The organism is Pantoea sp. LS15, from assembly GCF_012241585.1.
Taxonomy (GTDB): Bacteria; Pseudomonadota; Gammaproteobacteria; order Enterobacterales; family Enterobacteriaceae; genus Enterobacter.
Genome location: NZ_JAAVXA010000004.1, coordinates 111998 through 125422, shown reverse-complemented (window position 1 = coordinate 125422; position 13425 = coordinate 111998). Strand labels below are relative to the sequence as shown.

At 54.5% G+C, this 13425-nt stretch carries 9 protein-coding genes; 6 read left to right on the top strand and 3 right to left on the bottom strand.

Annotated elements, in window-relative coordinates:
* Positions 1–111: 111 nt before the first annotated feature.
* Together mfd and HED65_RS08295 are read right to left on the bottom strand one after the other, a co-directional pair.
* Positions 112–3558: a transcription-repair coupling factor gene (gene mfd / locus HED65_RS08300; RefSeq protein ID WP_114978198.1), complete on the bottom strand. Its 3447-nt coding sequence runs from the start codon at positions 3556–3558 to the stop codon at positions 112–114.
* A 147-nt stretch (positions 3559–3705) separates the two neighbouring features.
* Entirely contained in the window at positions 3706–4779 is a 1074-nt protein-coding gene (locus HED65_RS08295; RefSeq protein ID WP_114978197.1) for an acyltransferase family protein, read from the bottom strand.
* Between the two features lie 256 nt (positions 4780–5035).
* On the opposite strand from HED65_RS08295, the gene lolC reads away from it, so the two are divergent.
* The 5 genes from lolC to cobB are packed head-to-tail and all read left to right on the top strand — an operon-like array spanning position 5036 to position 9975.
* On the top strand, positions 5036–6235 hold the full coding sequence (lolC, locus tag HED65_RS08290) for a lipoprotein-releasing ABC transporter permease subunit LolC (RefSeq protein WP_028019029.1): 1200 nt from the start codon (positions 5036–5038) through the stop codon (positions 6233–6235).
* Positions 6228–6929, top strand: coding sequence for a lipoprotein-releasing ABC transporter ATP-binding protein LolD (lolD, locus tag HED65_RS08285; protein WP_028019028.1), 702 nt, complete (start codon positions 6228–6230; stop codon positions 6927–6929). The genes lolC and lolD overlap by 8 nt, the downstream gene beginning before the upstream one ends.
* A complete protein-coding gene (gene lolE, locus HED65_RS08280; RefSeq protein ID WP_114978196.1) occupies positions 6929–8173 on the top strand; it encodes a lipoprotein-releasing ABC transporter permease subunit LolE in 1245 nt (414 codons plus the stop codon). The genes lolD and lolE overlap by 1 nt, the downstream gene beginning before the upstream one ends.
* Positions 8174–8227: 54 nt before the next feature.
* Positions 8228–9139, top strand: coding sequence for an N-acetylglucosamine kinase (gene nagK / locus HED65_RS08275; RefSeq protein WP_114978195.1), 912 nt, complete (start codon positions 8228–8230; stop codon positions 9137–9139).
* A gap of 14 nt (positions 9140–9153) precedes the next feature.
* Complete coding sequence (gene cobB, locus HED65_RS08270) at positions 9154–9975, top strand: Sir2 family NAD+-dependent deacetylase (RefSeq protein WP_114978194.1); 822 nt, start codon at positions 9154–9156, stop codon at positions 9973–9975.
* A gap of 34 nt (positions 9976–10009) precedes the next feature.
* Here the strand turns inward: cobB and HED65_RS08265 are convergent, their stop codons facing one another.
* On the bottom strand, positions 10010–11941 hold the full coding sequence (locus HED65_RS08265) for a methyl-accepting chemotaxis protein (protein WP_114978193.1): 1932 nt from the start codon (positions 11939–11941) through the stop codon (positions 10010–10012).
* A 237-nt stretch (positions 11942–12178) separates the two neighbouring features.
* On the opposite strand from HED65_RS08265, the gene HED65_RS08260 reads away from it, so the two are divergent.
* On the top strand, positions 12179–13408 hold the full coding sequence (locus HED65_RS08260; protein WP_114978192.1) for an EAL and HDOD domain-containing protein: 1230 nt from the start codon (positions 12179–12181) through the stop codon (positions 13406–13408).
* Positions 13409–13425: the final 17 nt, after the last annotated feature.

Genomic DNA, 13425 nt, shown 5'->3' with positions numbered 1-13425 from the left:
TATTGTTTTATAAGGCGTTAATGATAATTATGACGAATGGGTGTGTCGGGAAGATCGGGTGAAGTGCAAAGTGTTTGTAAATTGTCCCCCCGCTAGCGGGGGGAGAGTGGGTTAAGCGATCGCGTTCTCTTCCAGTTGACGCATAAAGTGGCGCACCCAGTCCATGCGGGTTTTGCGTTCCGTCAGTTCCTGGGTGAATTTCAGGCGTGTCGGACCATCCAGACGGAAATGCTGCGGCTGTTTTTGTAACAGGCCGATCAGCCACATCGGGTTAACGTGGTTCTTCTCGGCGAATTCAATCACGCCACCTTTTTCATTCCCTTCGAGCTTACGAATTCCCAGCTTCTGTGCCTGCTGACGCAGGCGCGCGATATCCAGCAGATTTCTCGCCGCGTCTGGCAGCAGACCAAAGCGATCGATCAGCTCCACCTTAATCTCTTCCAGTTCATTCTCACTCTTCGCACTGGCGATGCGTTTATAGAACGACAGACGGGTATTTACGTCCGGAATGAAATCATCCGGCAGCAGGGAAGGCATACGCAATTCAACCTCGGTCTGCTGGCTGGTGAGATCTTCCAGCGACGGCTCGCGTCCGGCCTTCAGGGCATCGACTGCGTTTTCCAGCAATTCCATATACAGGGAGAAGCCGATGGTCTCCATGGAGCCGCTCTGGTCTTCACCCAGCAGTTCACCGGCACCACGGATTTCCAGATCGTGTGTTGCCAGCGCAAAGCCGGCGCCAAGGTCCTCCAGGGAGGCGATCGCTTCCAGACGCTTTTGGGCATCGGTGGTCATCGCTTTCGGATGCGGCGTTAACAACCAGGCGTAGGCCTGATGGTGTGAACGCCCGACGCGGCCACGCAACTGGTGGAGTTGCGCCAGACCAAAGTGATCGGCTCGTTCGATAATGATGGTATTCGCCGTCGGAATATCGATCCCGGTCTCAATGATGGTGGTACACACCAGGACGTTAAAGCGCTGGTGGTGGAAGTCATTCATTACCCGTTCCAGTTCGCGCTCGCGCATCTGCCCGTGACCGATAGCAATGCGTGCTTCCGGTACCAGTTCCGCCAGCCTGTCCGCAGCTTTCTGGATATTTTCCACATCATTGTATAAATAATAGACCTGACCTCCGCGCAGCACTTCACGCAGAATCGCCTCACGTACCACCAGATTATCGTACTCGCGGACAAAGGTTTTCACCGCCAGACGACGCGCCGGTGGGGTGGCAATAATCGACAGGTCGCGCATGCCGCTCATCGCCATATTCAGGGTTCGCGGGATTGGCGTTGCGGTCAGAGTCAGGATATCGACATCGGCACGCATCGCTTTGATACGCTCTTTATGACGCACCCCAAAGCGGTGCTCTTCGTCGACGATCAACAACCCCAGATCTTTCCATTTCACATCACTTTGCAGCAGTTTGTGGGTACCGATCAGAATATCGATCTTACCTTCGCTTGCCTGCTCCAGAATCTGCGTCTGCTCTTTGGTACTGCGAAAACGTGACAGCATCTCTATGCGCACCGGCCAGTTGGCGAAACGGTCGCGGAAGTTGTCGAAATGCTGCTGAGCGAGAAGGGTCGTGGGTACCAGCACTGCCACCTGCTTGTTGTTTTCCACCGCAAGGAAGGCTGCGCGCATCGCCACTTCGGTTTTACCGAAGCCGACGTCGCCGCAGACCAGTCTGTCCATCGCCAGCGGCTGACACATGTCGCTTAACACGGCGTTAATGGCCTGGGCCTGATCTGGCGTGGTTTCAAACGGGAAGCTGTCGCAGAACAGTTGATACTGTTCTTTATCATGTTTAAAGGCGAAACCCTCTTTGGCCGCGCGTTGTGCATAGATATCCAGCAGCTCAGCCGCCACGTCGCGCACTTTTTCCGCTGCTTTCTGGCGCGCGCGTGCCCAGGCATCGCCACCCAGTTTATGCAATGGCGCATTCTCTTCTGCGCCACCCGCGTAGCGGCTGATCAGATGCAGGGAAGAGACCGGAACATACAGTTTGGCGTCGTTCGCGTAGGTCAGCATCAGGTATTCACCTTTGATACCGCCCGCTTCTAGCGTGGTCATTCCCTGGTAACGCCCGACGCCATGCTCCAGGTGAACAATCGGCTGGCCCGGGTGTAACTCGGCCAGGTTGCGGATCAGCGTGTCCGGGTTGATGGTACGACGGCTGTCCTGACGGCGACGCGCGACGCGCTCACCCAGCAGGTCGCTTTCACAAATCAGCGCAAGGTTATTGAGCGTATCAATAAACCCATGTTCGGCGGCGCCAATCATCAGATAACGACCGTTTCCGATGGCTTCGCTCAGGCGCAGGATACGCTTCGGCGCCACTTTAATACGCCCCAGCAGCTCTCCGAGTGCTTCGCGACGGCCTTCACTCTCAACTGAGAACACCACCGGGCCGGTAAAGGATTCGAGGAACTTACGCAGATTATCCAGCGGTGATTTCTGCTGTGCCTGAACGGCCAGATCTGGCAACGTCTGAAACGCGAGATTGGTATTGGCGGCTTTAGCGGCAAGCGAATCGGTTTTAAGCTGCATACGCGGCCAGCGCTTCAACTCCGCATTGAGTTCATCGGTACGTAGCCACAGCGCTTCCGGGGGCAACAGCGGACGCATCGGATCAACGCCCCGGTTTTCAAAACGGGCGCGGGTTTCACTTTCAAAGCGGCTGGCGCTGGCGTCGATATCTCCGGTGTTAACAATCAGCGTATTCGCCGGGAAGTAGCTAAACAGCGGAGGCAGGGGTTCATTGAAGAACAACGGTTGCCAGTATTCAATACCTGCGGGCAACGTCCCTTTGCTGACCTGCTGATAAATATGTTCGGCATCGCGTTTGACGTCGAATTTATCGCGCCACTGGCTGCGGAACAGTTCGATGGCGGTTTTATCCGTCGGGAACTCGTGCGCGGGCAGTAAATTGATGGATTCCACTTCTTCCAGCGTACGCTGCGTGTCAGCGTCAAACACGCGCAGGCTGTCGATTTCATCATCGAAAAAGTCCAGGCGATACGGTTGGTCACTCCCCATTGGATAGAGATCGAGTAATGCACCGCGGGTGGCGTATTCTCCGTGTTCCATCACCTGATCAACATGGCGATATCCGGCGCTGTCCAGTTGCACGCGCAGGGTATCGCGGGACAAGCGCTGACCTTTTTTCATCACCAGCGCATGCCCATGCAGATAGCTGTGCGGACAGACGCGCTGCATCAGGGTATTCACCGGTACAATCAGCACGCCACGCTGCATGGTCGGGAGTTGATAAAGCGTCGACAGGCGAGAGGAGATGATCTCCTGATGCGGAGAGAAGCTGTCATAGGGCAGCGTTTCCCAGTCGGCCAGGCTGAACACCAGGCTATCGGTGAACTGGCGAATTTCGTCGTGCAGACGCAGGGCGTTTTGCATGTCCGGGGCAACCAGGATTACCGGGCCAGGATGACGCTCAGCGATTTCCGCTACCAGCGTGGCGCACGCCGCGCCCGTGAGTTCACCCAGCTGGCGCTGGTCACCCGCTTTGACAGGCAAGGAATAACGATAGTGTTCAGGCATGGCTATGTCAGAGTCTCTTATGGATATACCAACAGTATTGGGGCATATCACTGATACGCAATGTCTTTATTATCCTCGATCGTTTTGTATAAGCAAACCAGAACCGCACAGGGGGAAAATTCGCCCCGGCAGGGGCGAAGAGAGCCATCAACGGGAGGATGGCGACAGGGTCAGCGTTGACGGAGGGGAGAAGAAAACGTCCCCGAACAGCGTGGTAGAGAGTTTACGCACCCCGAGCCCGGCAAGGGTACAGATAAGCAGGCTGGCAAACGGGTAGATCAGAATTAAGCCCAACTCCGCCCAGACCGGCCACAAGGCACTATTCATCTCGCCAATCAGGAACAGGCTAAAGGCTTCGATTAAGATGCGGTGGGTGGTATAAATCGCGATCGTGTTTGAGCCAATCACGTTCAACAGATTGTTAGGATGCACGGCATAGCGCTGCTCAAGGTTATAAAAAAGCTTCATGATCAACACAATCGACAACAGAGAGAGCAGTAGCGGGACGTTAGCAAACCACAGCACCACGGAGACGGCCGCGAAAGCGCCGGTTGCCAGCCAGATGCGGCGAAGGTTGACGCTTTTCATCCACGCCATCAGCTCTGCGCCATACCATGCCCCGAGACTGTAGTAGATCATGTTGCGCACCACGCTGTTCATCCCCCACCACGGTAGCGGCAGGAAGTTGATTGCGATGCTTGCCAGCGCCAGCAGCCCCAGTACCGGCAGCTTCCATCGGCTCAGCAGTTTACACAGCGTGAAGCACACCACCAGAGCATACAGATACCAGAGGCTGGTGCTGGCGGTGAGCATCCCCAGCACAAATCCTGAGAGCGAGTCGGCGTAGGCCGCATTCGATGATGTGGCGAGTTCACGCTCGGGCGCCAGCCAGGCATTCAGGTGGGTCAGCGCCTGCCATTGCAGGATGCCCCACAGCGCCAGGACCCAGACAATGCTCCAGATCCGTTTGTCGAGACTGGTTCGCCAGTCCACCTCAGCAATATAACGACGGATCAGATAGCCGGAGATAAAGAAGAAGACCGGCATACGGAACGGAGCGAGATAAAGATTAAAATAGACCCAACATTTGGCGAGAAGACCGGACAGCGGGTGCTGCAGCCCCGTAAGGTGAGGATAAAACGTGATGACCGAATGGTAAATAACCACCAGGCAGATACACAGCCCTTTTATCTGGTTAATCCATAATGCTTTTTGCTTCATTGTTCGCAACTACCTTATTGCCATAAACGAACGAGCAATTGTTGTGAAACGACACCTGGATGTAACGGGTAACAGTCTGTATCAGGAGCTTTTTCGGAAAAGGTGGAGGTTGCAAGGCGAGTATTCAGACAATAGCACTCTGATTTATCTGAATTTTTCGGGAAAATGATTACCAAAGCTTACTGTTTCAGTCATTTACGCTTAACGGATTCGCTTATATACTCGTGGGTCTGCTATCAGCAAACAGACGGATTTCATGTACCAACCTGTCGCACTCTTCATAGGCTTACGTTACATGCGTGGGCGCGCCGCGGACCGCTTCGGTCGCTTTGTCTCCTGGCTTTCGACTATTGGCATTACGCTTGGCGTGATGGCTCTGGTGACGGTACTGTCCGTCATGAATGGCTTTGAGCGCGAGCTGCAAAACAACATCCTGGGGCTGATGCCTCAGGCCGTTCTCTCATCAACCAACGGTTCGGTTAACCCGCAACAGCTGCCGGAAAGCGCGGCGAAGTTACAGGGTGTCACGCGCGTTGCGCCGTTAACTACAGGCGATGTGGTACTGCAAAGCGCCCGCAGCGTGGCGGTTGGCGTGATGCTCGGGATTGACCCGGCGCAAAACGATCCGCTGACGCCGTATCTGGTTAACGTAAAACAGACCGATCTGGAAGCGGGTAAATACAACGTGATTCTGGGCGAACAGCTTGCCGGGCAGCTTGGCGTCAACCGTGGCGATCAGCTGCGTGTGATGGTGCCGTCTGCCAGCCAGTTCACGCCAATGGGGCGCTTGCCAAGCCAGCGTCTGTTCAACGTGATTGGTACCTTTGCCGCCAACAGCGAAGTCGATGGTTACCAGATGCTGGTTAACATCCAGGACGCTTCGCGCCTGATGCGCTACCCGGCAGGGAATATTACCGGCTGGCGCCTGTGGCTCGACGCACCGCTCAAGGTTGATACTCTCAGTCAGCAAAAACTGCCGGAAGGGACCAAATGGCAGGACTGGCGTGAGCGCAAAGGCGAACTGTTCCAGGCCGTACGCATGGAAAAAAACATGATGGGACTGCTGTTGAGCCTGATCGTAGCCGTTGCCGCGTTTAACATCATTACCTCACTGGGACTGATGGTGATGGAAAAGCAGGGCGAGGTCGCTATTCTGCAAACCCAGGGACTCACGCCGCGCCAGATCATGGCGGTCTTTATGGTACAGGGTGCTAGCGCCGGGATTATCGGCGCGCTGCTTGGGGCAGTGCTGGGTGCACTGCTTGCCAGCCAGCTTAACAACTTAATGCCGATCATCGGTGCGTTGCTCGATGGTGCGGCGCTGCCTGTGGCGATTGAGCCGCTACAGGTGATCGGAATTGCGCTGGCCGCGATGGCAATTGCGCTGCTTTCTACGCTTTATCCTTCCTGGCGCGCTGCCGCCACTCAACCCGCTGAGGCTTTACGTTATGAATAAGATCCTGTTGCAATGCGACAACCTGTCCAAACGCTATCAGGAAGGCACTGTGCAGACCGACGTGCTGCACAATGTGAGCTTCAGCGTGGGTGAAGGCGAGATGATGGCGATTGTCGGCAGCTCCGGCTCGGGGAAAAGTACGCTGCTGCATCTGCTGGGCGGGCTGGATACCCCAACCAGCGGTGACGTGATTTTCTCAGGCAAGCCGATGAGCAAAATGTCCTCTGCGGCGAAGGCCGAGCTGCGTAACCGCGAGCTCGGTTTTATCTACCAGTTCCATCACCTGCTGCCGGACTTCACGGCGCTGGAAAACGTGGCGATGCCGCTGCTGATTGGCAAAAAGAAACCGGCAGAAATTAACGCCCGCGCCAGCGACATGCTGAAAGCGGTAGGGCTGGGGCATCGTGGTAATCACCGTCCTTCAGAGTTGTCAGGTGGGGAACGTCAACGTGTGGCGATTGCCCGCGCACTGGTGAATAACCCTCGTCTGGTGCTGGCAGATGAACCGACCGGGAACCTGGACGCGCGCAATGCGGACAGTATTTTCCAGCTTCTGGGCGAGCTGAATGCCTCACAGGGCACCGCGTTTCTGGTGGTGACCCACGACCTGCAACTGGCAAAACGTATGGGACGCCAGCTTGAGATGCGCGACGGTCATCTGAACGCCGAACTGACCCTGATGGGAGCAGAGTAATGGCTTCACCGTTATCGTTACTCATTGGGCTACGCTTTAGCCGCGGTCGCCGTCGCGGCGGCATGGTATCGCTCATCTCGGTGATTTCCACCGTGGGGATTGCACTGGGTGTCGCTGTGCTGATTGTGGGGCTGAGCGCCATGAACGGTTTTGAGCGCGAGCTCAACAACCGCATTCTGGCGGTGGTACCGCACGGGGAGATCGAGCCGGTTAACCAGCCGTGGAACAACTGGAGCGATGCCCTGGCCAAAGTGGAAAAAGTGCCGGGTATTGCCGCCGCCGCTCCCTACATTAACTTTACCGGGCTGGTGGAGAGCGGGGTAAACCTGCGCGCCATTCAGGTAAAAGGGGTGAACCCGGCGCAGGAGGAGCGCCTGAGCGCGCTTCCGAAGTATGTACAGAACGGCGCATGGGCGAACTTTAAGGCCGGTGAGCAGCAGATCATCATGGGTAAAGGCGTTGCCGATGCCCTGAAAGTGAAGCAGGGCGACTGGGTGTCAATCATGATCCCGAACGCCAGTGCCGACCACAAACTGCAGCAGCCTAAACGTGTGCGTCTTCATGTCACCGGTATTCTTCAGTTGAGCGGCCAGCTTGACCACAGCTTTGCGATGGTGCCGATGGAAGATGCGCGTCAGTATCTCGATATGGGCGACAGCGTGACGGGCATTGCCATTAAGGTTAACGACGTCTTTAACGCCAACAAACTGGTACGTGATGCAGGCGGTGTGACCAATAACTATGTCTACATCAAAAGCTGGATCGGTACTTACGGGTATATGTACCGTGATATCCAGATGATCCGCGCCATTATGTACCTGGCGATGGTGCTGGTGATTGGTGTCGCGTGCTTTAACATCGTCTCGACGCTGGTGATGGCGGTCAAAGACAAGAGTGGTGATATTGCCGTGCTGCGCACCTTAGGCGCAAAAGACGGTCTTATCCGTGCCATCTTTGTCTGGTACGGTTTGCTGGCGGGACTGTTTGGCAGCCTGTGTGGCGTGGTGATTGGTGTGGTGGTTTCTCTGCAACTTACACCGATTATCAATGGCATAGAGAAGCTGATTGGCCACCAGTTCCTGTCGGGTGATATCTATTTTATTGACTTCCTGCCGTCTGAACTGCACTGGCTGGACGTTTTTTATGTGCTGGCGACAGCACTTTTACTGAGTCTGCTGGCAAGCTGGTATCCGGCGCGTCGCGCAAGCCGAATTGATCCGGCGAGGGTATTAAGTGGCCAGTAATTACGTCATGGTATAGCGGTTTTGAGGCCGCTATGTCAGAAAGAGGAATGCATTATGTATTATGGATTTGATATTGGCGGCACCAAAATTGCGCTCGGGGTGTTTGATAAAAACCTCAAACTACAGTGGGAAACCCGCGTTCCCACCCCGCGCGAAAGCTACGACGAATTTTTAACGGCGATTGCAGCACTGGTCGCGCAAGCCGATAAACGTTTTGGCGTGAAAGGCAGTGTCGGCATTGGTATTCCGGGGATGCCCGAAACCGACGACGGTACGCTGTATGCCGCCAACGTTCCTGCTGCCAGCGGCAAACCGCTGCGCGCCGATCTCTCTGCTCTCCTTGAACGCGATGTGCGTTTAGACAACGATGCCAACTGCTTTGCGCTCTCAGAAGCCTGGGACGAAGAATTTACACAGTACCCACTGGTGATGGGGCTGATACTCGGCACCGGTGTTGGTGGTGGGATCATTTTCAACGGTAAGCCCATCACCGGGCGCAGTTATATCACAGGCGAGTTCGGCCATATCCGTCTGCCGGTGGATGCGCTGGAGGTGGTTGGACGTGATTTCCCGCTGACCCGCTGCGGCTGTGGTCAGCATGGTTGTATTGAAAACACCCTGTCAGGCCGTGGGTTTGCATGGCTTTACGAACACTTCTATCATCAGAAACTTGAGGCCCCTCAAATCATTACCTTGTGGGAGCAAGGGGATGCACAGGCGCGTGAGCACGTCGAACGCTATCTGGATCTGCTGGCGGTGTGTCTGGGCAATATTCTCACCATCGTTGACCCTGATTTGCTGGTGATAGGAGGAGGGCTTTCAAACTTTAGCGCAATAACGGAACAGCTGTCCGGGCGTTTGCCCCGACATTTATTACCGGTTGCCCGCGTGCCACGTATTGAACGTGCGCGACACGGGGATGCAGGAGGCATGCGCGGAGCCGCATTCCTTCATCTCACCGATTAGTTTACGAGGTTTCTATGCTGTCGCGTCGCCAGGGTCGACTCAGCCGTTTTCGCAAAAACAAGCGCCGCTTACGTGAGCGCTTGCGTCAGCGGATCTTTTTCAGAGACAGAATGATGCCAGAAGCGATGGATAAACCCAGAGTGGTGGTGCTGACTGGCGCGGGGATCTCCGCCGAGTCAGGAATTCGTACCTTCCGTGCGGCGGATGGGTTGTGGGAAGAACACCGTGTGGAGGATGTGGCTACACCGGAAGGTTTTGCCCGCGATCCGGATCTCGTGCAGGCCTTTTACAATGCCCGCCGTCGCCAGCTTCAGCAGCCTGAGATTGCCCCGAATCCGGCGCATCTGGCGCTGGCGAAGCTGGAAGAGGTGCTGGGTGATCGCTTTCTGCTGATTACGCAGAATATCGACAACCTGCATGAGCGGGCCGGTAACCACAACATCATCCATATGCACGGTGAGCTGCTGAAAGTTCGCTGTGCCTGGAGCGGTCAGGTGTTGGACTGGAAAGAGGACGTGCTGCCAGAGGATAAGTGCCACTGCTGTCAGTTCCCCGCGCGGCTGCGTCCGCATGTGGTCTGGTTTGGTGAGATGCCACTGGGGATGGATGAGATCTACAGTGCGCTGGCGATGGCGGATGTGTTTATCGCTATTGGCACGTCAGGCCATGTCTACCCGGCGGCCGGGTTTGTTCACGAGGCGCGGCTGCATGGCGCACATACGGTCGAACTGAACCTGGAGCCAAGCCAGGTGGGAAGTGAGTTTGAAGAGAAACACTATGGCCTGGCAAGTACGGTTGTACCGGAATTTGTCGACAAGCTGCTGAAAGGGCTGTAATCCCAAAAGGCACCCGTTCCCGGGTGCCTTTTGGTTATGAATTAAAGAACGCCAGCGTTTTCTCCAGCGACTTAGCCTGTTCGTCCAGCGAGAGGGCAGCCGCAGAGATTTGCTGAACCAGAGAAGCATTCTGCTGGGTCGTACTGTCCATCTGATTGACGGCGGTGCTCACCTGGCTAATTCCCCGATTCTGCTCGTCCAGGGCCTGAACCATATCGTTGATCACCAGATGGACATGCGATACGGCCTCGATGACCTGTTTCATCATGACCCCCGTCTCATTGACCAGCTCAACACCTTTGCTGACGCGACCGGACGACTCGGCAATCAACTGGGAGATCTCTTTTGCCGCGTTAGCGCTGCGCTGGGCAAGATTGCGGACTTCACCTGCCACTACCGCAAAACCGCGTCCCTGTTCGCCAGCCCGGGCCGCTTCAACGGCAGCATTGAGCGCCAGGATATTGGTCTGGAAAGCAATGCCATCGACGATGCTGTTAATCTCGCCGATCTTACGTGCGCTCTCATCAATCTCTCCAATCACAACGACCACGTCGTTCACCAGTGTTTCCCCGTGCCCGGCGAGCGTGGCGGCGCGGTCGGTCAACGTTGTCGCCTTATGCGCATTATCGGCATTGTTCTTCACCGTGACCGAAATCTCTTCCATGCTGGCGGCTGTTTCTACAATCGCAGCCGCCTGTTCTTCGGTACGTGAAGCGAGATCAAGATTACCCGCCGAAATTTCGCTGGTGCCGCCGTGCACGGAATGGCTGGCTTCGCTGATATTGTCGACAATGCGCTTGAGTTGCATCTGCATGGTGTGCAGCGCATAAAAAATACTGCTGGTATCCCCGGAACGAACCGGGATGATGTTGTTCAGATCTCCTCGGGCAACAGCCAGGGCGATCCCTGCGGCATCCGATGGTTCGCCTCCAACCGGACGGTCAACTTTACGGGTAAATATCTGCGCCATCACCAGACTGACAGCAACGATGCTTAACACCATCAGGATGATAGCTTTCAGTAAAAATGCCCTGGCTTCGGCCATCACTTCGCTGACCGGTGTGACAATAGCCAGTTTCCACGGTGTCTGACTGTTGCCGATAACAATGTCCTGCCAGGTGATAAACACCTCTTCCTTCAGTAGTGGATCGTCCGCCCGGATGACGTCTTTACCGGCAATCTTGCCCGCGTAAGGCTTACCTGTGGCACGCTTGTCCGGGCTGGAAACCACGTTATTACCTGCGGAGAGGAGCAGGGCATAACCAGTGCCATTCCATGGTTTAATCGCCCCGATCATCGATTGCAGCGTGGCAAGCGAGAAGTCAGAGGTGACTGATCCCAGGAACTGACCATCACGCATGATGGGTGCGGCAATCGAGGTAAGCATCACGTCCACACCGTTGTAGGGATAAATATAGGGTTCGATGATGACATCTTTATGCCGCTGCTTCGGCAGCAAATAATAATCGCCGCTGCCCGGCGATTCGAAATCCGTCAGCAAGTGCAATGCGGGTTTGCCGGTAGCGTCGCGGTCGACGTAGCGGGCGTAACGTCCGGCAGGGTCTTCACCGCTTTGCCCGGCAAAAGTGGCGTCTTTATCGTCGAAAGCGTTGGGTTCAAAGGCCATCGACATGGAGAGAAACTGCGGATGAGACGAGAGATAATGGGTGAGCAACTGGTTGAGGCTCTGACGATCAGTTACGCCCGCATCGTGCAGCGCCAGGGCGCTGTTGCCCATATCCCGGGCGGCTGACAGGGCGGAATCCAGCTGTTTGCTCACCTGCAAAGACTGCACTTCGGCAATTTGCCGGATATGCTTTTTGGCGAGAATGTCTTGCTGTGCCATCCACTGCCACATCATAAAGCCGATCGTTGCGGTAAAGCCCACCGTCACGGTGAGGAAAATGGACAACAACATCAACGTCTTGACTCTCATTTTTTGTCTTCGGACCATGGTGTCTTTCATTCTCATCTCCCGTAATGTTGTGCATGTCGGGCAGGCACACATTACTTATCGGATATATCGCCTCCTTTCTGTAGAGTACCAGGTCTATTTAATTTAAATTTCAGAATTTCAAATCCTGTTAGTTAGTGTGGATGCTTTTATTTTGTGCATTCAATCAAAATAGTACTCGATAATGCTCGTTATCGTCGTGTAGAAAGAGGATGCTAATAAATATAAAGTTGTAGAGGAGGATGGGATATGTACGGATTTATCGCGCGACAACCCATTTTTAATCCTGATATGAATACGGTAGCTTATGAGCTGCTTTTCAGAGATGGGATGACAAACCGTTTTCCGGATGTGTCGGCGGAATATGCCACATCCAGAATGATATCAGACCAGTTTTTATGTGTGCCCTCTCAGCGCATCGCCGGGTCACATGTGTCGTTTATTAATTTTCCCTCCAGGATGGTCATTGACCGTAGTGGAGAGGCGCTTGATAAAGAGAAAGTGGTTATCGAGATCCTGGAAGATGCTGTTCCGGGGGAAGAGTTATTGTTGGCAGTCAGGGAAATGCATGCGCACGGATACCGCTTCGCGCTCGATGATTTCACCCTTGCTCCGGAGTGGGATGCTTTTTTACCCTATATTTCAATACTGAAATTCGATGTCAGAAATTATTCCTTAGCGCAAATTAAACAGTATCTGAATGAACGTAATCACCTGACCGGACATATTAAATATCTCGCTGAAAAAATTGAGACTAAAGAGGAATTCAAACTATACCGGGATGAAGGTTTTTCTCTTTTTCAGGGATATTTTTTCTGCCGTCCGGAGGTGATTAAATATAAACGATTGTCGCAAAATCAGCTGGCTATTTTCCGTCTGCAAATGGAAGTTGGACGCAATAAACCTGATTTTCGAATCATCGAGTCGTTGATAAAAACCGATCTCACTTTGTCGTATAAAATCATGCGCTACATGAAGCACACGGCATTTAAACATGTCGGCGCCTGTAATTTCAGTAAGTTAACGCTGAGCGAAGTGCTCAGGTATCTCGGGGAAAACCAGCTCAGACGGTTTGTTGCCGTCGTGGTCCTGGCGAGTGCGGGGAATGATACCGTCAGCGAGCTCTACCCGTTGAGCATGATGCGCGGTAAGTTCTGTGAATTGATTGCAGAGAAGATGAACGAACCGACGCTGGCTGAAAATGCCTTCATGTGCGGTCTGTTTTCACTGCTTGATACCCTCCTTGAACTGCCAATGGCTGAGCTGATGAAGCAAATCGCGGTGCCACAGAGTGTGAGCAATGCGCTGTGCCATCATGAAGGACAGTTATCCGATATGGTTACGCTTTGCCGTTATTATGAGCAGCAACGGTGGGATGATGCGACCAGAGTTCGTCAGGCGCTCGGTCTTTCAGATGAGGATGTGGTCGAGGCAATGCGAAGGGCGACACTCTGGGCGGGGGAGAATGCTGTGAGTTAAACGCTTCCTCACGCCGT